Below are 25,821 nucleotides of genomic sequence, written 5' to 3'. Positions count from 1 at the left end.
GCACCGAACTCAAAACGAGCGTTTCTGCATGCCTTACGCCGTTTTTTCATCGACTTTGAACTGTGGGGCTGGGGACGTCTAAAGTTCAGCCCCCGTCATCACCTGGCCACACCCCGTACTGTGGCGTTCAACTCGGGTATCAATCCACGCGTTGTCGACGACTCCAGCTGGCTCAAGCTGGTCTGGGCGAGCCTAAACCTGGAGCGTAAGGATTTGCTCTCGGAAATACACTACCCCTTGGCGATGGTTCAGGCGGCGGCTGTGGTGTGGACACACACCGGGCTACGCAGCAATGAAATTATGCGGCTGTCCATGGGGTGTGCGCATGCCCAGCCCCATGAGGTAGTACACGAAGACGGAACCACAATTCCACCAGGGACCTTGTGCTACCTCGATATTCCACCCAGCAAGACATTCAAGGCTTTTGTCAAACCCGTGGCGGTGGTGGTTAAAGAGCGAATCGACGCCTGGCTTAAAGAAAGACCGGTGAACCAGGCACCACTTCTGGATGAACGAACCGGGGAGAAGGTCAGTTACCTGTTTCAGTTTCGGGGCAAGCGCATGGGCGCGGGAGTCATCAACCGTACGATTATCCCGATGCTATGTGCCAAGGCAGGTGTCCCGCTAGACGACAGTCGGGGTCGTATTACCAGCCATCGGGGGCGCGCCTCGGTCGTGACTGCATTGGCGAGTGTTCCGCAGGGCATGTCGCTAATGGAGCTGATGCAGTGGTCTGGGCACAGTTCACCCAGTTCTACGCTCCATTACATCCGCATCCGCCCCACCAAGCTGGCTGCATCATTTGTCAAAGCTGATCAAATGTCTCACATGGTGTCAGTGCTTATCGACCACGGCGTAATCGCACGACGTTCATCTGACCCTTATAACTTTTATGATCTGGGCGATTCGTACTGTTCAAATCCGTTCTGGAGCAGTTGCCCTCATCGAATGGCGTGTGCTGGCTGCGATTTTAATATTCCCAAAGCCAGTGCCAGAGCGCAGGCTCTGGAAAGTAAAGCGTCCATCGGACATTATCTGGAGGCCGTGCCCCTGACGGCCGATGAGCGGGCTATTGTTGAAGGTGACCTGGAAAAATTGGATGGGCTGATACGCAAGCTCGATGATGTGCCGACGCTGGATGGCAGAACGCCCAGTCAAATCGAGGCGAAAAAAAACCGATAATCATGGGCGTCCTAATTTGGCGTTTGTCTTAATTCCTTATGTGCGAAATGAGATATAATCGCCTGTACTCATCTCTAAAAAAATAACTTACAGTAGGTTGCCCTATTGATGTGGCCTGTACTTCATGCGCAGAGGCAGACCGTGTTCAGCTCGGATGGAGTTCTCTGACGGTTTTTTTGTAAGTGAATAGCGGTACTTATCTAATCCAATGGCCCTAAGCTCCTCTTTGCCAGATCCCGTACGTGGATTATATCGATCTCCGCCATCCGCTAAGGAGCTGCCACCTAACACATGTCGAGCATGAACGAGCTCATGAGCCAGGGTCGTGATTTTGTCGTCGTTATCCATTCCAAGGTGTAGCGGTGAGCCATTCTGATTTAAGCATATGCTTGCTTTGTCTGGTGACCAGCCAATAATCGCATTGCTTCCTTCACCTTTGGTAAAGGTCCCCTTTCGTGATAGCTGTGATGCAATGTGCCGATTCTCGTTAAAGTTTTCTGGTTCGTACTTTTCCAGCTGCCTCCTGCTCAGAACAGCTTCGGTATAACACTGGTTATTTATTTCAATCTCTTTTAGCGTGACTTTTCTATCTTTTTGACTGGCAAGAGTGGATATTTTTCGCAATAGCTTATCGCCCGAGGGGCCGGCGCTGATATGGTCAAGTGCTTCCTCTGCTTGTTCTTTGAATGTGTGAGCTGCTGTCGGCTCGTTACTGAGGGGGGCGATATAGATGCCTGGATATCGAGACGGAGTGATCATAGTTATCCTGAAAAGCTAATTGAGTTGATCTGACGAGTATGTGATTGCTTGAGATTTAGCCTATTGGTGTTACTCCAGTTGCTGCTGAAATAGTTTGGCAGGGAGTCTAATGGGGCATCCAGGATTATCTGAAAATTACACTTCAGGTGCTTGAGTGGCCCTCGAGATGGATTCGGTTCCATAAAAAGGTTATGTAGTCTCCAATCAGCAGATGTCTTTCAGACCCCGAATGCGCGGCAAACGCAAAAAACCGCCGTGAAAGCTTCCTGATCGAGATAGATCAGGTCGTGCCTTGTATGGCTTGACCAAATTGATCAAGCCTCATTATCGCAAAGCGCGAGGGCGCCGTTGGACAAATGACATGCGCTAATCGGCGATCCGATCTCAGGCGATGCAATCCTAGACTGGTTGGTGCACAACGCTTATCATATCGAGCTGAAGGGCGAATCGATGCGCAGATGCGCAAAAAAACGACGGCAGGGACTTCAGACTAAAAATGTAATCTGCTGGGCTTCGACGGCCTGTCCAAGTGAGCGGAGCGTAGAGCGAGTGTCCAAATAATCGGGCTGTGTCTCCAAGTGTCGTGGAATCCACAAGGTAGAGCTTGGAGACTTCAAGTCAGTGTATTTTTGAAGCGAATACTTGAACGCCGATTAAAGGCAGTCCATCTACCGATGATATGTTTTCGATAGTATCCGCCAACGCTTTCGAGCGTGTATGAAATTCTCCGAGATTGGGATCAAATAAGGTCGCTCTTTTGCCATCTGATGATACAGAAAAGCCCAGAGCGTGAGCAATTTCTTGGCTGTATATCACCATTACCCCTCTCTTATTTTCTACAATTGCATCACATAAGGAGCTTAGCGCAGCTTCATCTGTGCTCACCTGCCGCCCTGACTGCTTACACGCAATTAGGAAGGGTAGGCCTGAGTTCGACTTGTCCTCTAGAACAGGTTGAAGCTTTAACCCCTTCAACTCAGCAGCTTGCAATAAGCTTTCTGTGCCAGCCATCGCGCCACTTGATACTCCGGGGTTTGCGGAAGCTTGCTCCATCAGAAATTTGTGCTCAGTCCGATAGAAGTTATGAACAGTACGAGCATGCACCACCCCTTCAAAGGAACCCAGAAACCTCATTCTTTCTGCCGATGCATAGGGCGTAACATGATCTTTCCCGGCATGAATCATGTTAATCCAGCTCAATGAAAGGCCAAAGCACATTGCACGCTGACTGATGCCATGATTATTCGTGCAAATATCCTGATCGAATCTCGCCAATGAAATTGAAGATAATTGGGTCGGAAGCTTTTTCCACCGTCCATCACTGAGCTGTGCAGGATCAGGCATTTGATTCTCGACCGAAGCCGAAGACCCAGCTTGAACAGTGGTTAGGCTTGGGTGTTTTCCGATGTGTCCAGACACGATTGTCATATTTCCAGCGCCCTAGTCAAAAAGATGCGAAATGAGTGGTTTCATAAGCGGTTCAGTTCCCTGACTTTTCTGAAGTGGTGCAGCCTGTTTCTCTTGGGTTTGGTACGTAAAATCAGGAACGGTTTCATGCCACGTATCATGCTATCAAAATCAGTAGGCCAAGACGGCAAAGCATGATCCTGCTTACCAAGCTCCACTGTCTCTCCGGACCTTTGGTTGATTTTCCATTCCACATAAATGGCGACTTAAGCCAGCGCGTGATGGCCATCATTGAATCCATGGTCCCTGCTGTTGAGGTTTATAGCATCGATGAGGCGTTTGCAGACCTGACCGGCTTGCCTGGCAATCTGACCGAGTTGGGAAGGTCAATTCGATCCAAAGTCTACCGCTGTACCGGCATTCCCGTGGGTGTGGGGATTGCACCGACTAAGACACTGGCCAAGCTGGCCAACCACACGGCAAAGCGTCTTCAGGCGCACACCGGCGGGGTCGTTGACATCTGTGACCCTGTAAAACGCGATTGGGTGCTGCGCAATACTTCTGTCGGAGAGGTCTGGGGCATAGGTCGAAAGATGAAAGCGCACCTGGAGGGCATGCAGATCCGGTCGGCCAAGGACTTGGCCATGGCCGATCCTTGGATGCTGCGCAAAACATTCAGTGTTGTGATCGAGAAAACGGCACGCGAGCTGGCGGGCACCGCGTGCCTGGAGCTGGACGAAGTCGAACCACCACGTCAGGAGATCTGCTGCAGCAGAATGTTTGGTAAGCGGTTGACCGAGCTGGGGCCGATCAAAGAGGCGGTGGCCACCTACATGATGCGTGCCTCTGAAAAATTACGCGCCCAGGGATCGGTGTGTAAAAAGATCCGGGTGAGCATTCGCACCGGCATGTTCAATCCTGACGAAGCCAAGTATGCAAACGGCGCTCTGGTCCAGCTGCCCTACCCCACCAACGATGTGAGGGTGATGACCCAGTTCGCGACAGAGGCGGTTTCGCGGATTTTTCGACCAGGCTTCAGGTACAGCAAAGCAGAAGTCTTGCTGATGGATATCTGCCAGCCAGGCGAATTCACCGACGATCTGTTCACCATCAATCAGCCGGCGAGTTCAGATCGACTGATGGCTACTTTGGACATGATCAACGGCAAGTGGGGACGCGGGACGCTGCGTACAGGATCAGTACCAGTCGTTCCGGATTGGGGGATGCGCCGTGAGCTGATGAGCCAGAGCTACACGACGCGACTTGATCAGCTGTGGGTTGTAAAGGCTAACTGATCAAGTGCCAGGATCCCCAGGTCAGACAAGGAAAACCCTCGGCTACCCTGAAATTCCAGAGGTTTATTTGCTAGCTTAATCTCTGCGTTTTCCAACAATTACTGCGCCTCGCGTCAGCGAGAAGCCAACGTCTCCAACATAAGTTCCATTGGACTGATTGCAGTTCTCCGACGAGCCCATGGCCACTGGAACGACGTTGACCACGTCATAGCCTCTCTCATCAAAATTGTTATATGCCTCTTCAAGGCGCTGTGAAAACTCATCGAAATCCACAGAGCGATCATCGTAGATTTTCCTGAATTTGGTTCTGAAAATACCAACGTCTTGAGTTTCTGAGTGCTTAGATGCGTAAAACCACGTGGTTATGAATTTCTTCGACACTATCGACTTCTCCATTGTCAGCTCTTCCGAGCTTTTTTACCTGTTGCTTGGCACAGCTCAGGCAGATTAAGTGATGGATGCTGGAAATCAAATCACTTCTGGGTCGTAAAGGCTAAGTGATCAATTGCCAGCGCTCGTGCTGCTTTAAATATTAATTATGAATTAGTAATTAATAATTCTTGTTTTTAGGCCCATATGGGCCTATTATGTCTTTGTTGGTGGCACGCAGAGAGCCACTCGAACCTGAGGGGGCTAGTCGTTGCCACCTACGAGGAACGAGATGAGACTTTCAGATGTAGCGACTATCCGGACGAATTTTCCAGAGGCTCATTTTTGGATAATTCGTCGGGGTTCAGCAGAACGATGCGGCGCACCAGGGCGAGTGTTCAATCCTGAACACATAGGTGTCCTGGTGAACCGAACAGACATCCTTCTACCTGACTACCTTTTCTACGCGTTGATGCATGTGCATCAGCAAGGCTACTGGGAAAGGTTGGCAACAGGGACGCTGAACCTGGTCAACATCCGTGTTTCAGACGTTCAGCGTATCGAACTGTCACCACGGTGAAGAAGGGGCCGGAAGGCCCCAGTCTTTACGTTCCTCAATGTGTTTTATTAATTGGCAATTAATAATTATGATTTATTAATTAATGGGATGACAATGAAGATTGAGCTACCTGGTATCCCTGAACAGCAGAGATTGATTTTCGAGATGGCTACTCGCGAGGCGATAAAGCAGCTCGAAGCAAACCTGCACGCGCCAAGCATTCCTGGTCCGAAGGATCTGGACGAGGCCCTGTTTCCGCGTACTCACCTGTTGCGTAAGCACGAAGGATGGGAAGCACCTCACGCTGAAATAGTCAGGTCCTATTTCCGGCACTTTCAGGACCATTTCGACGCGTATGCGACGGATAAAAAGCTGGCGGGATTGCTTCGCATCGCATCAGACAGACGAATTAGGAAGTTCAAGGAGGGGAGCCAAGACGTGCCTTACGAGATCTGGCGAAATTTTCTAATCCTCACAGGCCGAGTGCCGCAGGACATCGTGCCGATTCTGGCATTCACGGGCTAATAGAAGGAGAAGGTAGTCAAAGAAGGTGCTGGGGATGGGTGCAACCACCCCCAGCGTGAACACAATAAACCTGGTGGAAAATCATGCTCAACATGAAATGTATCACAGCTCGTCCTTTGCTGTTACGTGACCTTGCAGACCCTAAATATCGCTATTGGATAAAACAGTTTGCCGGTGAGGTTGCAGCTCCCTGCATAGCCGAGTCGCTCATGTCGTTCCTTCGTAAGCATCCCCTTATCACCTGAAAGCTGTTTTTAGCTGCAGCGAATGGCCTCTGCGTGTCCGCTCGGATACGCAGGGTGCTGTGCCGTCCAATCTTGGGCTAAGGGAATGGCATATGACCTCTTATGCGCTTACTGGAGCGGTCATTGATGACGAGGGTGTTACTACGATCATCAACGAATTCACCACCAGTGCAGCACGTGCAGCTGGGTGGATCCGCTTCTACACAGGTAACAGCTTTACCGGCACGTTGATCCTTATAACGACTGACATCGACGGTATCAAAGCCAAGCGACGGGTCGTTCTAGATCGTTGAGAAGGGGAATGGACCGATCTGCGCTGGATCGGTCTTGACTAGAAGCCCCGCAGAGCTGATTATTAATTGTTATTTGCGAATTATTAATTGCGAATTAATTTAGGAGGCCCACATGGGCACAATCGTGATGGTTGGCGGGAACAAAGGCGGCGTAGGCAAAACTACCACTGCCGTAAACGTATCCATTGGGTTGGCAATGGAAGGCTACGATGTCTGTTTAGTAGACGCGGATGCGCAACGCAGCGCCTCGAAATGGTACGCAGAGCGTGAAGCGGCACAACTGGAACCGAAGATCACCCTGATTGAAAAACGCGACAACATCACGGTTACGCTGCGAACACTGAGCGAGAAATTTGATTATGTGATTGTCGACGTCGCTGGTAGAAACTCGCGTGAATTGATCACCGGAGCAGTAGTGGCAGACATCATCATTGCTCCAAACCAATGCAGCCAGCTCGATCTGGACACCCTTGGGGAGCTGCAAGAGCAAGTCTTGCGCTGCCGAGATCTAAACCCAAACCTGCAGGCATATGCCTATCAATCTATGGCTTCCCCAAACCCTGCAGTTCGTGTCACGGAGAGGCGCGAATTCCTGGAATTTCTTTCCGAGTATCCTGAGATCAAGCCTTTGGATTCAGTCGGCTTCTATCGGAAAGCATACAAAGACTCGATTCCTTCGGGAATGTCAGTTTTAGAAGGGAAAAACCGTGAAGCAGCTAACGAGATAAAGAGTCTGTTGAAAGAGGTGTTCCATGGCAATTAAAAAGGCGAGTGAGACTGCAAATAGGAGGGGGCAGGTCAGCGAGGAAGCATCTGAACGCCTGGCCCGAGAGCTTGCTGACAAGCCTTATGACTCAACCCCGTTGGCAAAGGCACCGGATAAACGGAAGCCCGTTCCCGTATCGATCAGCTTGCCCCCAGGCATACTGGAGAAAATTGAGGACGATGTGCGTGAAAATAAGCGCTCCGGAAAAGCACTCAGGACGGTCAGTGCGATAGTTAAGCATGCGCTGGAAGCGCAAGGTTACACTCTGGATTAATTGGTAATTATTAAATAATAATTACTGGTTTGCTCATTCTCAAATGGGCCGGGCACAGGGTGGCCAGCTCTTTGGCTACGTATAGTACGAAGAGGGTGCCTAAGGCACCTTTTATCGTTTCTGGCATTAGGCTGTAACCAGTCGATTAAATGGAACGGCAGGGCAGGGCGGCGTCTCACATTAGTACATCCACATGCCCCCGCGAGCCACTATGTGTAGCCATTATGAAGCACCGTCACCGCACCAGGTCGCTGAAGTGTTCGGGGTCGCACTGTTCGACCAGGGCAGGCTCGATCTGTGGCCTGGCTACATCGGTCCATTCCTGCGCCGCTCAGATGGCCGGGCAGATGACAACGATTCTCCCGCAACCATGGAAGTGCTGACCGGCTCCTTTGGGTTGATCCCGTCCTGGAGCAAGGACAGCAAGTTTGCCAAACACACCTACAATGCTCGATCAGAGACAGTGGCCGAGAAACCGTCGTTCCGACATGCATGGCGCCAAGCGCAACATTGCATTATCCCAGCGGTGGCCATCTACGAGCCGGACTGGCGATCAGGCAAGGCAATAGCCACGCGTATAGCCCGTGCAGACGGCGAGCTGCTGGGCATTGCTGGGCTGTGGGAGCAGTGGCGCGATCCGTCCACCGACCAGATCCTGCACAGCTACACCATGCTGACCGTGAATGCAGATGATCACGACTTCATGAAGGCGTACCACAAGCCCAAGGATGAAAAGCGCATGGTAGTTATTTTGCCCAAGGGCTCGTATGCGGACTGGTTGACTGCGCGGCCAGAGCAGAGCGCGGCGTTTATGAACCAGTACCCGGCAGATCGGCTGATTGTGGACATGTGATGAGCCTTACCTGGAGCTGGTGACGGACAGGCTGACTTGTCGCGCTGGCTGTCACCGGCAACCCTGAATATCGAGGGAACTCCGCTCGCTGAATTGAACCTCTACCGCCAGGCTCGGCATCACTACTGTCTTTCTCTAGACATGGCACAATGACGGCCTAACAACCGCCAAGATTGAGCGACGACGTTTGAGCACGGATACTCTCCTACCCAAAATTTCTGAAGTAAAAGGCCAGCCCACGTGGGTTGATAGCAATCTTCCTGACCTGCGTACCTTGGCGCGTGAGCTGCGTACACATGCTCTTGAGGAAGTCACTGCGGCATCCAGCCATGAAGACGCCATTGAGGTGACAGCTCAGCATCTGGGGTTCATCGACTCTGCGATTTTGTCCATAACCGTCATTACGCCTATGGGGGATGTGACTATCCTGCGCAGCAGCATCTACCACATCGTCGAAAAACGACTGGATGCCCGGGAGCGCTACGTAAGATTGGCTTTAGACACTCTCACTGGGCCGCTAGAGGTCTGGAAAGTGGCTTTCACGGACGGCACTGACCGCCTGGCTTTCATTGGTGCGTATGAGTCTAAGCGGCAGATGCTCGTAAGCGTTGTGTTCATCGAGGGGCAGATGCTCTGGAATTTTATGCACACGGACGCCAAATCGCTCAACAAGCATCGTCATGGCGAGCTGCTGTACAAGCGCTACACGCTTTTTTCAGAGCAAAGAAAAAGGGCTACTTGTGAAAGTAGCCCTCAAATTTGAAGCTTGATATTCATATACACACCCTCAAGCAGGGGTGTGGAGGTCTCACCCTACGCCGATGTTCAGCCATCGCCGGGGTTCCTACGCCAGTCATTGCCGCTGAAGGCCACTGGTTTCGCGCTCACTTGCAATCATATACAAGGTGACACGTGTGTCAACCAAATTTGATGAATGGCCGTGATTTTCCGGGACTTCCGGTGACCCTTGATGATAGGAATTTCGCTGCACCACCTGCCCTTGATTGGGCCTATGGCAGTACCAGGTAACTGCTAGCCGTTGTTTTGGAGAGTCAAAAACGGGAGCCAAGGCTCCCGTTTCTTCTCTGGTGCGGCTAGTCCTTAGAATTCCTGTATCACGCGATACAAGCGAATGGACCAGTAAGCCGCTTGCAGCGCGCGAATCAGTTCAGACGGCAGAAACCGTTCGAAAACTGCTTTCATAGAGTAAACCTCATGCGTTAAAGGGCTCGCCCAGATCGAGCGAGGGTATCAACGAGGCAGACAGCACAAAGCCTTAAAGTTGACGGCAGTGTCATCCCGCAATACCCTTTAACCGCCAAGTCAAAAGAAGTATTGCGTTTCGTCTTGCCCTGCATGTTACCAATCGCTTTGCAACGAAGGAAGAAGTTCGCTGAGCGCTACGTGTGGATGAGTCCAAAACGCCGTGAGGCCCGCAGTTTGCGGGCCTCGTCGTTTCTGAGTAAAAATTTGCAAAAGGTACATCGTGGGATGATATGCATTAAAAGTATTCCCCACTGTACCCCTCAGAATCATTGAGCCTCACCGTTCGTCGGTGGCCAGGGAGTTCGTTTTCGCAGTTTTTTTGTAAGTGTTGCTAGGGTGTCAGCAGTCAACTAATCGTTGAATGCTTTTTTCCGACCAGCGGTCAATGCTATGAGCCATCAATAGCGCTTCTCGTATTGGAAAGCCGAAAGTCCGCCCACGCACACCTGGCTCCTCTATGAGGGCTGGATGGGCTCGCCTGAGTTTATCTAGGTGATCAGTAACCGAACCTTTCACTAGCGCTCGTCTCAGTACTTCACTTTAAAAGTCGGTGAATCCTCTGGCCGCTGGTCGCGCCTATCGTATAGCCGCGTGGGACTGATGTTGGCATGGCCAAGCCACATCTGCACCTTGGCGATATCCGCATCATGCTCCAGCGCATTGGTTGCCGCTGTTGCTCGCAAACCATGCACACCCAATCGCTCGACCTCGATGCCTGCCACGCGTGCCCACTGCGCAACAATGGTGTAAAGACCATTCGCAGTGACACCGGCACCGGTATGCACCCCTGACAGGCGCACTTTATTCCCTCTTCACCGGCGCCGCTTTCTTCTCACTCGCATGCAATGCTAGAACATTCTGCACAAAGCGGATGCCCGTTGTCCTCGCTGCCAACGCGGCCATTAGGTACTGCCCCAAAAAAAATGCCGCGCAAGCCAAGGACCGAGCAACATCGACATCACTGAAATGCGTGACTACCGGCACCAGCAGCGTCAACAGTAACGACAACGCCGCGATATCCCGGAAGAGCAAGTAGTTCTTGTGACTATCCACCACAGACGGAGCCGAATCGACCTTCTTGTAAAGTCCATACCACTTTGCATTCTGGTCGCGCTCGGTAACCGGAAAAACACCGACATTCTTCTTCAACCTAGCAAGATCAATGCGATGATCCGCCGGTGCGTGCACGGTAAACGCACGCGAACCCGGCAAGGGGTAAGTAATACGCCAGAACACAAGTATCGCCTTGATATTCGCCGAAATTAGCGACGAAAACAGCAAAACAGGAATGGGCAACAACGCGGTCAAACTAGCCCGAATAAACACCAGCTTGCTCGGCGTCAACTCCTCGATTGACGTGTGGAACGTCATCACCAACAACACCAAGAAATCCAAGATTAGCGTTGCCACCAGCCAAGCCATATTGCGCCCCTTTAGGGCTTTACTGCTGTAATCCACTCCATCCTTCATAGTCCATGCCTTATAGTCAGGAGCAACATTTCAGACCAACGCGACCATCGTAACCTGGCGGACGCTACTTCACTTCAGCCTGCAGGATATGCATATCCCGCTCGCCTACGATGAGCTGGATTGCAGGAAGACCGTCGTCGGCCATGCCCAAAGCCAAATGAGCCAGCTGGATCAAATCATGTTGGCTGGGGGCGGCGGAATGACCAGGCGGATGGCTATGCCAGTCACCGATGTAACTCACCATGCCTCCCGTTCGTTCCGCCGCCTCTTTCAGCGCCTCCACCTGCCCTACCACGCCCCGTTTGAACGAGTGCGGAGTTCCTTGACTATCAGGTGACGCGGGCAACCCTGCAACCACAACGGCTGCACCTATGTTGAAGTCGTAATAGCCAAGCAAGATCCCGCCGGTCTCATTGGGGAAGCCTTCGTTACGCAATACTCGGAGTTGATGCTCAACACCGTGATCTATGAAAACCCTGAAGTCTCCCAACTCCATACATTGCTCTGGAGAAGCAGAGACATCGTGAACGGTCACACCGCCCAGAACTGGATCACGATGCCACACGCGGATCAACGCCTTGTCAGCTTCAGCCCCCGTCTGGACCTGCTCTGCCAAGGTACTTGCGTGCGCGAGAATTCTGGAATAGGGCATCACCACCGAAATATCACGGCAACCGGCACCACTCCAAAACGTGCCTGCTTCGCCACTCAGGTGAGCCGCCCCCCATGCTTCTTGAATCAAAGCGCGATAGTACTGTGCCTCTAACGTGCGCAAACGACACGTTCGCTTCCGATCCTCCACCAGCAGTACTGCCGCCTCACCGTTTGGCGTGACAAACGCAGACATATGGCGTGCGAAATCGTCTCGATCACTGGTAGAGCGAGGGTACTCAAGGGTCGTTGATACATCTATCACCAACTCGGCGGTCGATAGTGCCTGTGAGATGAGTTCTTGGTTGAAATCACTTGCGTCTGCATCGATAGCGGTAATCGACGTCGCTCCGGCCACAGCCAGCTCATGCAGCTTCGCGGCTACCTTGGCCTTGGATTCACCGATTTGCTGCGTGAAGGCAACATGCCGAGACAAGTTGTGCGGCCTGATGTGGTCCTTGTCGATCACTGTCCACCGCCCCCAGCCGCTGCGTCCCCAGAGATTCAGCATCGCACTGCCGAGCGACCCCGCGCCCACCAAAACAGCAGCTGGTCCCTGCGCGACAATGCCGGACTGCATTCTGGCGGCCGTGCCGCTATTGCGGTACAACACGTCCATGGGGATAACTATCTGCTCCTGCCAAACATCGCTGGGTTGCGTGTTCATCAAATCCCTGAAATAACGCCCCTCATGCAAGAACAACGCGCCCACAGCCACACCAAGCGACGACGCCCCCACCGGCACCAATAGAGCTCTTTGAGTGATTGCCTCTGGCTCCGCCCCTGCAATTCTGCAGATCGGGATGTGCAATAGAATAATGGTCCACTTGTTCTCGGGCAATACAGCCAGTCCCAACTCACCTACCTGCCCTTGCAGTTCAGCCTTCAGTATAGAAAGCAGATCAGTATTTCGACGCGATAACATCTCGGCCAACTGCCCTAACGTGGCGGGATCACGCTCTACAAATCCATGAACAACCGGTGGCAGCGTTAACTCAATGTGGGCAACAGCTCCGCTTCCCTGGCGCTCCTCTGAAAGTACATCCAAGAAACAGGTAAACCCTTGATCACGACGATCTTCGCTCCGAGCGATAGAGAACCGGCTAGTTGGGTTCTGCTGAAGCGCTTGCATATTCCAAGGCAACACCAGCTCGAACTTGGAGGCAAAAAACAATTGCTCAAGCGGCTGATCAGCGGCGTGCAGCTCACCCGTCGAGCTTTTCTCAAGCCACCACTGCACCCGTCGCAGGAACCCCTGTGGCGTCCACGTCCGGGCGACTGAAGTAGCTGACTCAAAGTACAAACACAAACTAGCAGGAGCGCCGGGCGGGCCTTGGTTCTGATGCATCAAGAGCGGAAAGTCTTTGCGGAGCGCCAACACCTCGATCGGCGTCTTAAGATCGTCGGGTACACACAATGCGAGACGCTCCCTGTAACGGATGCCCGCGGAATTCTTCGGCGCGATACCGTCACATTCAACGTCGACCAAAATGCATTCAGTGTTCGACGCACCCTCTACGCCGAATCGCAAAAGGCGGACGGGTGCGTAGTCCCGATGGCGCTTGACAGCGTCCAGCAATCGCACGGCACGCGGCAATTGCAAGGCAGAAGCATCCACCTCTGCGCCGCCACGCAGCTCAAAGTACTCCTCCATTATTAACAACCCGCCCGCGGTGGCGAGGATGAAGCCACGGCCGTAGCTCCAACGGACGTCGAACGCTTCCAGGCCACGCCTGCAAACGTCACCTCAAAAGTGATTGGCTCAGGTTTGTTTGCATTCGGCTCTTCCATAGTGACCAGAAATTTACGCCCGCCCACTTCTTTCAGGTATCGTTCATAGGCATTGCGTGCCTGGATATGAGGTGGTTGGATCTGATCATACGACTCCTTCATATCGGTCACTGGCTTACTGCAACTGACAATGTAGGCGTCCCGTTTTCCTTGCAGCAGCAACTCTTTGACCAGGGGCTTTGGCTCAGTCTCTCGCTCCCCCTTATGCCCATCCTTGTTCAATGCCAGATAGCTGCAATGGTGAGGTATATTGAACAAGTCCCATGCTAGGCGATCATCATTCTTGTGGTACCGCGTGGTAGCCACAACGTCCTCAATATCCTCCCAGGTCGCATCACCCACCTCCAGGTAGTCATAGTGCATGCCATCTGCTTGAAAACGTACGTTGAAGATCAAAGAAGCGCGATTGCGGATGATATCGCCATCTTCACAGTGCTTGATAAAGGGCGAATGGCAGAAAAACTCGACACCGTCCTCTGCCAATGTGAAGCCCGGAACAAGTGTTCCCGCATCTATGAATAAATGATCACGAGCGGTGGCAGCTTCCCCCCGCGCCTTAAGTAACGGCTCCAGCCAATCAGCAACGCCCTGAGGCTTGGAGAAAACCAAGATATCTTTACCTTCCAGCAACCTGTGCCGCGCCTCTTGGCGGAGAAGGACGTATTCCTCGCCTTGGTGATCCTTGTCGGCCTCCTCCAGTAACATGGCCGCGGGAACCCATAGTTCACGAATCTTGATGCGCCCTTCACCGTGGTACTTCTTCGCATGCTGAAGCTCAAAAAAATCGGTACTGCCCTGAATATGGTCTAGGTCAGCATGAGTAAACGCAACGACATCGAAGTAGTCGCGGTTAATCTCCTGCAGGTCCGCCTTCAATCGTGCTTTCAAGTCGATCTCGGGTGTATCGGGGGCTTCAGCCGTCCCACGATGACAAAAATCAAACAAGACCCGGCGCCCGGCCGAAAGAACAATTTGCGTCGTGTCACCGTTTCCTACTGGATAAAAGATGACTTGATGTTTATCCGCCATAGATCCTCCTTCATTGGGAATACGCGCCAAGGGATTGGATCCACGGCTGAGTGCCACCACTATATGTGCCACCTCAAATGAATTCAAGGCACAACATGTGCCGATTTTAGATTTTCCTTATTAGTACCGCTATCAAGCGCGCCTAGCCAGTGGAAGCTAGGGGCGGAGGAGTGATTTTTCTAGCTCCCCCTATGCAGCATTGCTCCTGAATTAGCCATCGCCTGCCAGATCCATGTCATTCGCTCCTCCAAGGTGCCTTACCTAGAAAGTGCGACGATCTCGCTCGCCTGCTATTAATACTTCACCTTATAGGTGGGTGAATCCTCGGGCCTGTTCTCCCGCCGATCGTAAATCTTGGTCGTACTGATGTTGGCATGTCCGAGCCAGGCCTGGACCTTGGCGATATCGGCCTCATGCTCCAGAGCATTGGTGGCTGCGGTTGCTCGAAGTCCATGGACGCCCAAGCCGTCGATCTCAATCCCGGCTTTTTTCGCGTAGGCCTCGACCACGGTATAGATCCCGTTGGCCGAAACCCCGGCGCCGGTCGGTTTGCCTCTCAGCGGTATGAACAGCGGAACCTTTTTGTCGTCCAGGTGATGCCCTGATTGTTCCAGGTACAGGTGGATGCGCCCGGCCGCGACAGGGTGCAACGGTAGGTAGCGCACTTTGCCGCCCTTGCCATGGATTTTCAGGTGCTGGATACCGCGCCTTTCTTGGATGTCGCTGACCTGCAGCTGCGCTGCTTCTTCTCGGCGCAGGCCGTGGTAAAGCAGCACCGCCAAAATGGCCCGATCGCGCAGGCCCTTAAGCGTGCTTTCGTCTGGGGCCTCAAGCAGCGCCTTGGCCTGGTGATCACCCAGTGCCGGAGTCTTGCCTTCGTTGCTTTCGATCTTCGGTCGTTTGACGCCATGGACCGGGTTACCGCCCGTGACTGCATTGCTGTCCAGGAGGTGATCAAAGAGGCTGGCCAGCGCGGCCAGTTTTCGGCGGATGGTGGCCCCGGCCAGGCTGCGTTGTTCCAGATCGGCGCGCCAGGCCAATACGTGCGACCGGGTGACCTGGCGAAAATCATCGGCGCTGGCCAGCCCTATAAAGGAAGAGAAATCCGTTAGGTCATTTTGATAAGCACGGCGTGTGCGCGGGTTGTCGAGGTTGGCAAACCACTCGACTGCTGACGGTACTGCGGCCAATTGCTTAAATTCGACGGCGGTCAGCCTGCGCGAGTCGTTCGAGACGACTTTCGTCACATCCTGCATGTAAATCCCTCAGTAGGGCTATCAGTGAACACGGATTAAGATTTTAGTCACCAAAACGCCGCCGCTGGTGCGCAGCGTACACCCTCAACAATACGCGTCAATAATTGGTGATAACGTATTTTATCACCACTTTACTGCCGTACCTTGATGGACCGAGAAGTGAGCGTAAAAACTCTGGGCAAAAAAAGCTGATTGATGCGAAGCAATGAAAATGACTTTGAAAGATTTAATTTGGACTTAATATGGTCTACAATGCACCGTCGCTCGATACCGGATCGACATTCACTTTTGAAGTTGCAAGCGTGGTGCCCTGGCAAAGGACACCCCTAGGAAGGAACTCATGCGAGTTGAAACAATTAGCTATTTGAAACGCAACGCAGCCGACCTGCCTCTCGATGAGCCGCTGGTCGTCACGCAAAACGGTGTCCCGGCCTACGTGGTGGAGTCTTACGCAGATCGTAAGCGCCGCGATGAGTCGATCGCCTTGGTGAAGCTCCTGGCCATCAGTTCCCGCGAGTACGCCCAAGGCAAGCACTGTTCCACTGACGAACTCAAGGCCCGATTGAGCAGGAGGTTTGACCACAAATAATAAATAGGAGCATAAATGAATACGTTTGCACTGCGCTTTACTGATGTTGCTCAGCAAAGCCTCGAAGATCAGGTTGAACACCTGGCTGTCACTCAGGGATTCTCATCAGCTGCTCAACGCATAGATTCCCTTATCGATGCCATCCAGGACAAGCTCCTGTCCACCCCGTTGGGCTATCCGGTCAGTCCTCAATTGAGTGAGCTGGGCGTACTGCACTATCGTGAGTTGAACACTGACGGATACCGGATCTTTTACGAGGTGATGGATTCTGATGGTATTACCGACATCAGCGTATTGCTCGTATTGGGTAGTAAACAGAGTGTTGAACAGGCACTGATCCGCTACTGTCTGCTACAGCCTATGTAGTGGCTGGATGGACAAAACACGCTTGTGCTATCCCATCCAGTCTAGTCTCTGACAGCGTCAAATCATGAAAGGGAATGCGAGAAAGTCGCACTCCCGTTATGATAACTTCTTTTATGTTAGCTTATAGTGCTTTGGAAGAAATAAGCAAAAAGTTCTGATTGAGATTTTATATTGAGCTTACTGTAAAAGTTTCTTCGATGTACTTTCACTGTTTCTGGGGATACTGATAACTTTCCAGCAATTTCGCTATTTGAAAAACCACTCAAAGCCAGCTTTAAAACTTCAATTTCACGCCCCGTGAGTTGTGGAGCAAGCTCTATAATCTTGTCCTGCCATTGCTGGGGTCGAGAGCTTTCTTTTTCTTCAACATCAGAAGCTATACGTTGCTTCATCAAAGCCAATACCCAAGGTTTGATTAAGTCAAATATAGCAATATGCTCCTGAGTAAACCGACTTTTGCTACCCATGGATAAACAAAGTGTTCTTTCAGAGTCAAGCTGAACGTTATACTGAACTTCATCTACTGATACGAATTGTTCAAAATAAAGATGATAGTACTCTGTTTCCAAAAAGTGAGTCGGTGCAATATCCAAGAGATGAAAGAAACCGCTTTGCTGATTTTCTCGATTAGCTATGTAGAAGGGGTCAAGCATGTATAGCCCTTTGACATACCGGTTGAGCAGCCCATCTATTTCTTCTTCGTCAGCGGTATCAGGATAGCAAATTGCCTGTACCCCTTCGCTGCCAAACATCAGCACAACCCAGTTGTCGACTGGTGCATATTCCTTCAGCAATCTGACTAGCGAATTCCAAAACTCAGGTCGGTTGAGCTTTTCGATTAGTTTCGCTATCGATCTGTGCCAAATTTGGCCCTGGAGCTGGTTTGGCATCGTCTACCCCTATTGGGTTATTTAAAACCTGACTTGATACGTTTATATTGCGCCCTCATGGATTCGGTACCTACCAATGGGGACTGACCAATGGCATGGAGTAAGCCTATGAAAAGCGTTCGTATGTTGACCATCATTACTGCCTCTTTGTTCAGCGCTGGGCTAAATATTGCGATTGCGAGCCCAACCAGCGTGCATCTATACAACTGGTATGCCTTCATTGCACCAGATACCCCTAAAGAATTCGAGCACGAAACCGGCAGCAAACTGCTCATTGACTCCTTTGACAGCGCCGAGATCATGCAGAGCAAGGTCATGGCTGGGCGCACGGGGTATGACGTAGTAGTAGCTACCTCAAACGTGTTGCCGAGCTTGATCACTGCAGGAGTGCTCCAACCTCTGGATCGTAGCCAGCTCGGCAACTGGTCGCACCTTGATTCCGAAATACTGGCTAAGGTTTCTGTTAATGACCCTGGAAACCAGTACGCAGTGCCCTACCTTTGGGGGACTACCGGAATCGGATATGATGTCGATAAGATAAAGTCCGCACTAGGTGATGACGCTCCGGTGGATAGTTGGGATTTGGTGTTCAAGGAAGAAAATATTAGTAAGCTCCAGCAGTGCGGTGTAGCAATGCTCGACTCTCCGAGTGAAATTATTTCGATTGCCTTGCACTACCTTGGTCTGCCTCACAACAGCAAAAACCCAGACGACTATCAGAAAGCTCAAGCCTTATTGCTCAAGATTCGTCCTTATGTACGCTATTTTGACTCATCTAAAATTGATGCTGATCTGGCTGATGGTAATATTTGTATGGTTGTAGGATGGGCAAATGGTGCGCTTGCAGCGCAAGAGTTGAATGAGAAAAACAAAACTGGACGTCGGATAGCATACTCCATCCCTCGCGAAGGCGCTTTGGTATGGTCAGAGAATATGGTGTTGTTGAAGGATGCCCCTCATCCACAAGAAGGCATGGCGTTTATAAACTACATGTTGCGCCCTGAAGTGATTGCTAAAACTTCAAATCACACCCTTTACGCTAGTGCTAATAAAGATGCAAAGCAGTTTGTAGAGCCAAAACTTAGAGATAACGCTTCGGTTTATTTGGATAAAGATACTATTAGTAGGCTTTTCCCTTTAGAGCCCCTTCCGTTGAAGCTAGAGCGAATTCGCACACGCGCTTGGGTCAAAGTGAAGAGTGGTATTTAAGCCGGAAATTTTGCCGTAAATATTGAGCGCGTTTTGCGTAGATTTGTCTAAGTAGAAGCGCTCAAGTGATGGTATAGATTCGAGGACAGAATCAGCTATGACTACTTCAGTCGCTGTACTAGAAAAACCACACCGGGATGAAATCAAAGAGCTGGTGCAACTCGTTAGAATGGATGAGAAATATGCTGCGTTGGTTGCAGACGGTTTCTTACCTCTAGATGTGCAATCGAGTATATATAACTTTCAGAGAAAAATCCGTATAGCGGAGTTGTCTCAAAAATATGGCCTGGTTTAACGAGTTTTCATCTAATCAGACTGTGTCTTTTTGGAAGGGTTATTGTATGCGATGAATTTATCAGTGAGGCGGATGATTTCTTCAAGACTTTCAGGAGAATCGACCTGGTTGATTTTTTCTGAAAGTTCTTGTCGCAGCGATATCAATCGCGTGCGGAGAACATCTTGGCCACCAGGTAACAGCTCTCCTGGAGCGACGTTGAAAATGGTTGCGATTCTTATCAACTGCTCGATGCCAGGCAGGGTTATGCCTCGTTCGTAACGTCCTATCAGCGGAGCCTCGCAGCCAATCTTTTCCGCCAAGTCCGCTTGGCTCAACGTAGAAGACTTCCGAAGGGCTTTGATTTTTGCTCCTACCACGCTCCTGACAGTGTCCACAGTGTCTCCAAAAAAAACCAATAATTTCATCTGCTTGCGCCTTCACAAAGTCACAAATATGTTTATTAGACACAAAAGTGTTTACTTTTTTTTCTGTTCCATCTATTTTGTGTCCTAGAAATCCGTTCCCTGATTGAGCTCCTTCGATCCAGAAGCGGATAGAGCCGGCTCTCTATGGCTCATGATTCTCCCCTGGGCCCAGCGGTTCCGGAATTCGAAAGAGCGCCTGATCGAAAGGTTCTGATTATGAAAAACTGGCACGTTTTGATGCACAATTCTGCCGTTTATCAGTCACTTATGACATTGATAGAACGGTTAGACGTTGAGGTGTATTCCCCCGTCAGAATCACCTCTCGCAAACGTACGGATCGCCCTTCGTCGATAGAAAAGGAGGTTCGTTTGTTTCCTGGCTATCTGCTGCTACGGTTCGATCCCGAGGTGACACACACCACAACCATCACAGCGTTGAATGGTGCCCATGGGTTCGTTCAGTTCGGCGGTCGAACCTGTGTTTTGCAGGACTCTACGGTAGAGGAATTAAAGGCTGCTGCGCTGATTCGATCTAACCGTTCACTCGATTGCATCGAGTTTCGCAATGTGCCGACAGAGCTGGAAAAAACGCTCCGTCTGATCATCGACATGAAATCTGAAGCTGCCCGCAGGGCGGCTTTCTTCGCGCTTCTGTCGCAGAACGCCGCGCTGGAGCGCCTTGTCGGGCGTTCTGGGACTGTTTTCTATTCGACGGTGAATGCCGCCTAGGCATTACCTACTTCCAGGATTTCCCATTTCACCGCCAGGTTCGCCTGGCGGTGTTTTTTTGCGTTCTCACAGCCCTTAGGAGTTCCCATGGCGTCATCCGAAGATGAAGCAACCACCAAGACATCAAGCGTATATATCCGACCTATCAGGGTGGAAGCACTGAATAAAGCCGCGATACGGGTGAGTTATGAAACCAACAGCTCCAGGCAGATTTCGCCTTCTGACCTCGCTCGGTATCTGATCGATAACTTTCTTGAGAAGGCCGTCGAGAAGCTAATTGAAGATTCTCAAGGGCGGCCTTCTGGGAAGCCTCTCACTACTACCGACTAGAAGGAATTTGCAATGCTCACCACCAGTGCCTTCCTGGCCCTGGCTATGCAATGTGCTCCCTCGATACACCCTGCCACGCTTACCCCCATCGTCAAGACAGAATCTTCCTTCAATCCCTATGCCATTGGCGTGGTCGGCAAAGTGTTGCCGCGTCAACCGCAAAGCCTGGATGAAGCCGTATTGGCGGTGAAAAAGCTGGTCGCGGAGGGGGCTGACTTCAGCATCGGCCTGGGCCAAATCAACCGGCAGCATTTCGATGTCAACCGACCCGAACCCGTATTTGAGCCCTGCACCAACTTGCGCATGGCCGCCGATGTTCTAGAACAGTGCTACTCAAGGGCCAGCGCCAAGGAGCCCAATCGGCAGGCAGCGCTGCACAAGGCTATTTCCTGCTACTACAGCGGCAACCCCAAACGCGGCTTCAAAGCCGAGGCCGAATTCGGTGGCAGCAGCCACGTGCAACGTGTGTTGGCCAACGCCGGCACGACCACCGTGACGGTCCCTGCGCTGGAAGGCGGATCACCTGAACCGAACAAGCTCCAGCGCACTCAGGCCCCGGCGTCCACCGTTGATCCGACCTATGAAAGCTGGGACGTGCTGCGCCAGTACCCGCGCTATCTGCCACCTGCACCACCGTCTGTTTCTGCTCCACCAGCTGTATCCCCTGAAGAACCGTCAACTCTCCCTAAAGAGGATCAATGATGATCAAACGTACCCTTGTGCCCAACAAAGGCGAGCTGGGCATTCTGCTGGTGGCTCTGGCCTACCTGCCCGGTATCGCCTCCGCTGACTGGCTGACCACGTTGCAGCAATATGGCAGCAATATTCGCCTGGGCATTTATATGCTGACGGGCACCCTGGGCCTGTGTTGCCTGATCTGGTCAGGTGCCAAATGGATGATTGCTCGCTCCACGGGCGACCGCTCGCACACCTTCGTGGACTACCTGGAGCAGGTTGCTGTGTTGATGGTTGTCGGAGCCACAGTTGCCATTGGCACAGCGGTTTGGGGAATTTTCGGCACCGGCGTGCCGGGTTGACCAGGAGCGCTTATGGCCGGTAACGAAGTGCTCAAAAAAGAGGTTTCCCCAAGCTACAACGCGATGAGTCGGCCCGCGATGTTCTGGAACATCCCCATCATGCCGATGGTGGGATTGCTGATGGGCGGCTTGGTCTTCGGTGTTGCCGCGACGTTTCTGCTGTCCTGGGTGTGGGGCCTGGTCGTTGCCTCCCCATTCCTGATTGCCCTCATCGCCTTGAGGGTTGTTGGCCTGATCGATCCTCAATATTTGCGCCGCGTCCGCTTTGCACTGCGGCGTCTCCGGCTGAACCTCAAGTACGGCAAACCGTTGTTGCTGACCCCCATTAATCCGCAATGGAGCAAATTCTATGGCGCACGATTTTCACAAAAGCGTTATGCCAGCGGAGGACAAAGTGCCGCTGATGGGCTATCCGGTAGACGAGCTCATGACAACCCTGTCAGGCAATCGCCTGGTGAGCCTGATCCAGCTCAAGGGGGTCTCCCCAGAGACCCGCAGTGATGAAGAACTGATCCGCCTGTGCGAGACCCGCAACCGCTACTTTCTGGCGTTGGGCAAGAAAGAAGGGAAAAACCTGTTGGTGCACACCTACACCACCAAGACAGGCATCGAGCTGGACACGCAGTACACGATGCCACTGCCTGCCCTGCAGGACTTCGTGGACGCTTATACCGAACCGTTTCGCAACGGCACCTTCTACCAGGTGGGCTACGGCCTTGTCCTGGTTCTTAAGTACCGCGAGCTGGATGACGGAATCCAGCGCATGAACGACCTGTTGTCACTGACCAGAACCCTACTGGCCGAATATGACCCAGCGATCATGGGCCTTGAGGAAAACGAACACGGCGCATTGTTCTCGCAGATCGGGCGCTACTACAGCCTGCTGATCAACGGGCACGAAAAAGACGTGCTGGTCAGTGATACCCGTCTGGGCGACGCGATCATTGACAGCGTCACCAACTTTGAAAACTACGATTTTGTGGAGAACCGGCCCAACCGAGGCGGTCAGCGTTTCGCGACCACCTTTGACCTGCGCGACTACCCCAGTGGCGGGACTTACCCCGGCATGTGGGATGAAGCCAACGAGCAGCAATTCGAGTTCACCCTGGTGCAAACGTTTCTGTTCGAGGATCGCAACAAGGCCAAGGACAAATTCCAAAAGCACAAGGCGGATCTGGGCTCGGTCGAAAACGACTCCCATCAAACCAAGGAGCTTGAAAAAGCCATCGAAGGCATCACCCTGGGTGAAAAGGCGTTCGGTCGTTATCACGCCTCCCTGATCGTTTACGGCAAGACCCCGGACCAGGCCATCGAGAACGGCACGAAAATGGCGTCGGTGTTTACGGTGCGTGACGCGACCTTTGTGCGTTCGACTATTAGCAACGTCGATACCTGGTACACGCAGTTCCCTGGTGTGACCGAGGCCATGTACCCCATGATGAAATCGACCGAGAATCTGGCGGATAGCTTTTCACTGCACTCCGCCCCTACGGGCAAGGTCAAGGGCAACCCTATCGGCGATGGAACAGGGTTGATGCCCGTGCTGACGGCCAACAAGGCGTTGTATGTCCTCAACGTGCATGACAGCCCGCCCGGCCAGAACAACCTCGGTGAAATGCTGCCAGGTCATGCGGTTTACACAGGCCAAACGGGGGTCGGTAAAACCACCGCTGAGGCCATCCTGCTGACCTTTCTCAGCCGCTTCGATCCGCTGATATTCAGCATCGACTATAACGAGTCGCAGAGGCACCTGCTGTGTGGATTGGGTGCCGAGTATTACACCGTGCAGCCTGGGCGCTTCACCGGCGTTAATCCGTTCCAGTTTCATGACAGTCCGGGGTTGCGGCAAATGTTGTTTGACCTGGTGCTGTGTTGCGCGGGAGGTCCTGACAAGAGCAACGAAGCTGACCAGAGGAGGATCAAGGATTCGATCGAGGCTGTCATGGCGCACACCAACGTGCGCAATCGCGGCATGTCACTGCTACTGCTGAACATCCCTGACCAAGGCGAAAACTGCCTGCGGACGCGGCTATCTAAATGGTGTCGACAGGCGGGTGAAGGCCGTGAAGGGCAGTACGCCTGGGTACTGGACTCGCCCGTCAACCAGTTCGATGCGCAGACCTACCGGCGTCTGGCCTTCGATTGCACGCAGCTGCTTAACAACGACTATGCCCAGAAGCACCCAGAGGTCATGGAAGCGTTTCTGAACACGCTGTTCTACATGAAGCGCGAAATGCACCAGGCCCGCCCCGGCAACCTGCTGCTGAACGTGGTGGCCGAGTACTGGGCACCGTTGTCGTTCAAAAGCACAGCGGATGCAATCAAGGAGGTCCTGCAGAGCGGACGCATGCGCGGGGAAATCCTGATCATGGACACCCAGTACCCCGAGCAAGCGCTGGCAACGCCTTACGCTGCGGCAGTCATTCAGCAAGTGACGACCCCCATCTGGCTGCCAAACAAAAATGCCCAGGCTGACAGTTACGCGAAGTTCGGCGTCACGGGCAAGTTGTTCGAGGCCGTGCGTGATATGGGGCCGTTGAGCCGGGAAATGGTGGTGCAGCAGGGTAACCAGTCGGTGAAGCTGAAGATGGAGCTGGACGGCCCACTCAAGTATTGGCTGCCGCTGTTATCAGCTACGAAAAAGAACCTGGCGGTGGCCGAGCGTATCCGGCAACACCTGAGCACGACCGATCCCAAGGTATGGGTCGATGCATTCCTGGTGGCCGAGGCAGTGCGCCAATGGTTGAACACCGACGATCCCGCTGTATGGCTGCCCGCGTTCGACTATGCCGAGGGCCTGCGCCAGTCCATGAAGACGCGGGATGCACAGCGCTGGATGCCGGCCTTTCAAAAAGCCTGGAAAGCCCTTCAGGAACAGAATGAAATCGAGGTTTCGTCATGAAAAAACACGTGATGGCTTACGCGCTTAGCGCGCTCATGTTGACCACAGTCCTGCCTGCTGCGCATGCGGCAGTACCAGGCGTTCCGGTCCTGGATCCGTCTAACCTGCTCGCGCTGAAGGCGAATGCGTTGGCCCAGGCCAAGCAGGCGATGGACGCGCTGAGCACGGCCAAAGACGCGATCACCCAGACCGCGCAGCAATACAACCACTACAAAAGCATCATCACCGGCAACGACATGTTGGGTGGGTTCCTGAACGACCCAGCCTTGAACAAGGTAATGCCTCTGGGGGACTGGGCCGATGTGTATAGCACGGCACGTGACATCGCCAGTTTGCGTGACCGCTATGGCTTAACCTCGGATAATGCCAGCGTGCAGGCCAAATTCGACCAGATGATGTCGGTTGCCGATGCGCTGGAGCGCAATTACAACGCCAGCACTGAACGGGTCAAGAATGCCGAGCTGCTACGGGCCCGGCTGAATGAGGTGACGACCCCACAGCAGAAGGAGGATTTACAGCTGCGCTACCAGCAGGAGCTGATCGAACAACAGAACCAGCAGATGCGGCTGGCCAACATGCAGATGCTTCAGCAGCAGCAAGAGAAAATGGAAAACGAAAAACGGGCACAAGCGTTCCGTGATTACATGAACGGTAAAACGAGCGTGCGGCCTAGCTACGAGTGATTAACTAATAAATTCAAAAGGGAAGATGACCTATGTTGAAAAAAATGACGGCTTTGTTTTGCTTTATGTTCTTTGCATTTGCACTGTCCGGGTGCGGTGCGGACAAAGGTCAAGGATTTGTTGGGCGCTGGACTGGAGAAAATAAAACCAGAATGGGCAGGCCAACCTATTTAATGGACATATCCAAAGATGGAGAGATTTTCCACGTAAACCTTGAAACCACTGCCGATATTGTGGGGTATGGAAAAATGGAAAAAAACCTACAACGATTTGAAGCCAAAGCGGAGTCGGACAGTGTCCTGAGCATGTCTGGTGGCCTTGCAACCATGCGTATGGAAGGCAACCTCATCTATTTCGACAACACAACCTATACCCGATCAAAATGAAGGAGGCG

At 52.4% G+C, this 25,821-nt stretch carries 30 protein-coding genes and 2 pseudogenes; 22 read left to right on the top strand and 10 right to left on the bottom strand.

Annotated elements, in window-relative coordinates; translation table 11 throughout:
* A partial coding sequence (locus BLR16_RS27640; RefSeq protein WP_256333256.1) for a tyrosine-type recombinase/integrase occupies positions 1–1,182 on the top strand: 1,182 nt, incomplete at its 5' end.
* Positions 1,183–1,284: 102 nt separating this feature from the next.
* Here BLR16_RS27640 and xopG read toward each other — a convergent pair.
* A complete protein-coding gene (gene xopG / locus BLR16_RS27635) occupies positions 1,285–1,941 on the bottom strand; it encodes a XopG/HopH/AvrPtoH family type III secretion system effector (protein WP_092194728.1) in 657 nt (218 codons plus the stop codon).
* 351 nt (positions 1,942–2,292) lie between these two features.
* Between xopG and BLR16_RS28730 the strand changes: the two are divergent.
* Positions 2,293–2,412, top strand: a pseudogene (locus BLR16_RS28730) (ATP-binding protein); the annotation flags it as partial.
* A gap of 147 nt (positions 2,413–2,559) precedes the next feature.
* On the opposite strand, the gene BLR16_RS27625 reads toward BLR16_RS28730, so the two are convergent.
* Positions 2,560–3,285, bottom strand: a complete 726-nt coding sequence (locus BLR16_RS27625) for a YopT-type cysteine protease domain-containing protein (protein WP_241689261.1) — start codon at positions 3,283–3,285, stop codon at positions 2,560–2,562.
* A 257-nt stretch (positions 3,286–3,542) separates the two neighbouring features.
* Between BLR16_RS27625 and BLR16_RS27620 the strand changes: the two genes are divergently transcribed.
* A complete protein-coding gene (locus BLR16_RS27620; protein WP_092194724.1) occupies positions 3,543–4,643 on the top strand; it encodes a DUF4113 domain-containing protein in 1,101 nt (366 codons plus the stop codon).
* Between the two features lie 75 nt (positions 4,644–4,718).
* Here the strand turns inward: BLR16_RS27620 and BLR16_RS27615 are convergent, their stop codons facing one another.
* Complete coding sequence (locus BLR16_RS27615) at positions 4,719–5,039, bottom strand: hypothetical protein (RefSeq protein WP_005782530.1); 321 nt, start codon at positions 5,037–5,039, stop codon at positions 4,719–4,721.
* Positions 5,040–5,304: 265 nt separating this feature from the next.
* Between BLR16_RS27615 and BLR16_RS29435 the strand changes: the two genes are divergently transcribed.
* The 7 genes from BLR16_RS29435 to BLR16_RS27580 all read left to right on the top strand — a co-directional run bounded on the left by BLR16_RS29435 (position 5,305) and on the right by BLR16_RS27580 (position 9,290).
* Positions 5,305–5,592: a hypothetical protein gene (locus tag BLR16_RS29435; protein ID WP_092194722.1), complete on the top strand. Its 288-nt coding sequence runs from the start codon at positions 5,305–5,307 to the stop codon at positions 5,590–5,592.
* Positions 5,593–5,685: 93 nt separating this feature from the next.
* Positions 5,686–6,096: a hypothetical protein gene (locus BLR16_RS27605; protein ID WP_005782529.1), complete on the top strand. Its 411-nt coding sequence runs from the start codon at positions 5,686–5,688 to the stop codon at positions 6,094–6,096.
* A 337-nt stretch (positions 6,097–6,433) separates the two neighbouring features.
* Positions 6,434–6,634, top strand: a complete 201-nt coding sequence (locus tag BLR16_RS27600; protein ID WP_092194720.1) for a hypothetical protein — start codon at positions 6,434–6,436, stop codon at positions 6,632–6,634.
* A gap of 112 nt (positions 6,635–6,746) precedes the next feature.
* Positions 6,747–7,397, top strand: coding sequence for an AAA family ATPase (locus BLR16_RS27595; RefSeq protein WP_003348583.1), 651 nt, complete (start codon positions 6,747–6,749; stop codon positions 7,395–7,397).
* Positions 7,387–7,674 carry a hypothetical protein gene (locus BLR16_RS27590; protein WP_003348585.1) on the top strand — a complete coding sequence of 96 codons (288 nt, stop codon included), beginning with the start codon at positions 7,387–7,389 and terminating at the stop codon, positions 7,672–7,674. The genes BLR16_RS27595 and BLR16_RS27590 overlap by 11 nt, the downstream gene beginning before the upstream one ends.
* Before the next feature lie 211 nt (positions 7,675–7,885).
* On the top strand, positions 7,886–8,527 hold the full coding sequence (locus BLR16_RS27585; protein ID WP_092194718.1) for an SOS response-associated peptidase: 642 nt from the start codon (positions 7,886–7,888) through the stop codon (positions 8,525–8,527).
* A 187-nt stretch (positions 8,528–8,714) separates the two neighbouring features.
* Positions 8,715–9,290: a PBECR2 nuclease fold domain-containing protein gene (locus tag BLR16_RS27580; protein ID WP_003348590.1), complete on the top strand. Its 576-nt coding sequence runs from the start codon at positions 8,715–8,717 to the stop codon at positions 9,288–9,290.
* Positions 9,291–10,320: 1,030 nt separating this feature from the next.
* Here BLR16_RS27580 and BLR16_RS27575 read toward each other — a convergent pair.
* The 5 genes and pseudogenes from BLR16_RS27575 to BLR16_RS27555 all read right to left on the bottom strand — a co-directional run.
* Positions 10,321–10,581 (bottom strand): annotated as a pseudogene (locus tag BLR16_RS27575) (tyrosine-type recombinase/integrase); the annotation flags it as partial.
* Positions 10,582–10,594: 13 nt separating this feature from the next.
* Positions 10,595–11,263, bottom strand: coding sequence for a hypothetical protein (locus tag BLR16_RS27570; RefSeq protein ID WP_092194716.1), 669 nt, complete (start codon positions 11,261–11,263; stop codon positions 10,595–10,597).
* A gap of 64 nt (positions 11,264–11,327) precedes the next feature.
* A complete protein-coding gene (locus tag BLR16_RS27565; protein ID WP_092194714.1) occupies positions 11,328–13,568 on the bottom strand; it encodes a ThiF family adenylyltransferase in 2,241 nt (746 codons plus the stop codon).
* A 2-nt stretch (positions 13,569–13,570) separates the two neighbouring features.
* Complete coding sequence (locus tag BLR16_RS27560) at positions 13,571–14,734, bottom strand: ComEC/Rec2 family competence protein (protein ID WP_092194712.1); 1,164 nt, start codon at positions 14,732–14,734, stop codon at positions 13,571–13,573.
* A gap of 293 nt (positions 14,735–15,027) precedes the next feature.
* Positions 15,028–15,990: a tyrosine-type recombinase/integrase gene (locus BLR16_RS27555; RefSeq protein ID WP_092194710.1), complete on the bottom strand. Its 963-nt coding sequence runs from the start codon at positions 15,988–15,990 to the stop codon at positions 15,028–15,030.
* Between the two features lie 340 nt (positions 15,991–16,330).
* Between BLR16_RS27555 and BLR16_RS27550 the strand changes: the two genes are divergently transcribed.
* Together BLR16_RS27550 and BLR16_RS27545 are read left to right on the top strand one after the other, a co-directional pair.
* Positions 16,331–16,579 carry a type II toxin-antitoxin system prevent-host-death family antitoxin gene (locus tag BLR16_RS27550; protein WP_017685122.1) on the top strand — a complete coding sequence of 83 codons (249 nt, stop codon included), beginning with the start codon at positions 16,331–16,333 and terminating at the stop codon, positions 16,577–16,579.
* Between the two features lie 15 nt (positions 16,580–16,594).
* Complete coding sequence (locus BLR16_RS27545; protein ID WP_092194708.1) at positions 16,595–16,945, top strand: type II toxin-antitoxin system RelE/ParE family toxin; 351 nt, start codon at positions 16,595–16,597, stop codon at positions 16,943–16,945.
* Positions 16,946–17,061: 116 nt separating this feature from the next.
* Here BLR16_RS27545 and BLR16_RS27540 read toward each other — a convergent pair whose 3' ends face one another.
* Positions 17,062–17,835: a helix-turn-helix transcriptional regulator gene (locus BLR16_RS27540; RefSeq protein WP_017279416.1), complete on the bottom strand. Its 774-nt coding sequence runs from the start codon at positions 17,833–17,835 to the stop codon at positions 17,062–17,064.
* Between the two features lie 108 nt (positions 17,836–17,943).
* Between BLR16_RS27540 and BLR16_RS27535 the strand changes: the two genes are divergently transcribed.
* Together BLR16_RS27535 and BLR16_RS27530 are read left to right on the top strand one after the other, a co-directional pair.
* Entirely contained in the window at positions 17,944–19,044 is a 1,101-nt protein-coding gene (locus tag BLR16_RS27535) for a polyamine ABC transporter substrate-binding protein (RefSeq protein ID WP_092194707.1), read from the top strand.
* Between the two features lie 97 nt (positions 19,045–19,141).
* Positions 19,142–19,339 (top strand): hypothetical protein, encoded by a 198-nt coding sequence (locus BLR16_RS27530; protein ID WP_092194705.1) that lies wholly within the window; start codon positions 19,142–19,144, stop codon positions 19,337–19,339.
* Positions 19,340–19,350: 11 nt separating this feature from the next.
* Here BLR16_RS27530 and BLR16_RS27525 read toward each other — a convergent pair whose 3' ends face one another.
* The gene (locus BLR16_RS27525) at positions 19,351–19,746 is read right to left on the bottom strand and encodes a helix-turn-helix domain-containing protein (protein ID WP_005782487.1); all 396 of its coding nucleotides are present in this window, start codon (positions 19,744–19,746) and stop codon (positions 19,351–19,353) included.
* A 216-nt stretch (positions 19,747–19,962) separates the two neighbouring features.
* Between BLR16_RS27525 and BLR16_RS27520 the strand changes: the two genes are divergently transcribed.
* The 8 genes from BLR16_RS27520 to BLR16_RS27485 all read left to right on the top strand — a co-directional run bounded on the left by BLR16_RS27520 (position 19,963) and on the right by BLR16_RS27485 (position 25,813).
* Complete coding sequence (locus tag BLR16_RS27520; RefSeq protein ID WP_010199861.1) at positions 19,963–20,475, top strand: transcription termination/antitermination NusG family protein; 513 nt, start codon at positions 19,963–19,965, stop codon at positions 20,473–20,475.
* Positions 20,476–20,562: 87 nt separating this feature from the next.
* Positions 20,563–20,805, top strand: coding sequence for a hypothetical protein (locus BLR16_RS27515; RefSeq protein ID WP_017279420.1), 243 nt, complete (start codon positions 20,563–20,565; stop codon positions 20,803–20,805).
* Positions 20,806–20,817: 12 nt separating this feature from the next.
* Positions 20,818–21,507: a lytic transglycosylase domain-containing protein gene (locus BLR16_RS27510; protein ID WP_092194703.1), complete on the top strand. Its 690-nt coding sequence runs from the start codon at positions 20,818–20,820 to the stop codon at positions 21,505–21,507.
* Positions 21,507–21,842 (top strand): hypothetical protein, encoded by a 336-nt coding sequence (locus tag BLR16_RS27505; protein WP_005746160.1) that lies wholly within the window; start codon positions 21,507–21,509, stop codon positions 21,840–21,842. Before BLR16_RS27510 ends, BLR16_RS27505 begins: the two co-directional genes overlap by 1 nt.
* A 12-nt stretch (positions 21,843–21,854) precedes the next feature.
* Positions 21,855–22,343 carry a VirB3 family type IV secretion system protein gene (locus BLR16_RS27500; protein WP_080348828.1) on the top strand — a complete coding sequence of 163 codons (489 nt, stop codon included), beginning with the start codon at positions 21,855–21,857 and terminating at the stop codon, positions 22,341–22,343.
* Entirely contained in the window at positions 22,270–24,744 is a 2,475-nt protein-coding gene (locus BLR16_RS27495) for a VirB4 family type IV secretion system protein (RefSeq protein WP_092194701.1), read from the top strand. Before BLR16_RS27500 ends, BLR16_RS27495 begins: the two co-directional genes overlap by 74 nt.
* The gene (virB5, locus tag BLR16_RS27490) at positions 24,741–25,427 is read left to right on the top strand and encodes a P-type DNA transfer protein VirB5 (RefSeq protein WP_092194699.1); all 687 of its coding nucleotides are present in this window, start codon (positions 24,741–24,743) and stop codon (positions 25,425–25,427) included. Before BLR16_RS27495 ends, virB5 begins: the two co-directional genes overlap by 4 nt.
* A 32-nt stretch (positions 25,428–25,459) precedes the next feature.
* Positions 25,460–25,813 carry a hypothetical protein gene (locus BLR16_RS27485; RefSeq protein WP_092194697.1) on the top strand — a complete coding sequence of 118 codons (354 nt, stop codon included), beginning with the start codon at positions 25,460–25,462 and terminating at the stop codon, positions 25,811–25,813.
* The last annotated feature ends 8 nt before the right edge of the window (positions 25,814–25,821 follow it).

Origin of the sequence: Pseudomonas sp. BS3767, assembly GCF_900099665.1 — a bacterium.
In the GTDB taxonomy this organism is placed as follows: domain Bacteria; phylum Pseudomonadota; class Gammaproteobacteria; order Pseudomonadales; family Pseudomonadaceae; genus Aquipseudomonas; species Aquipseudomonas cerasi.
Note: the sequence above shows the minus strand (reverse complement) of the source record. Positions and strands in the feature narration are given on the sequence as shown.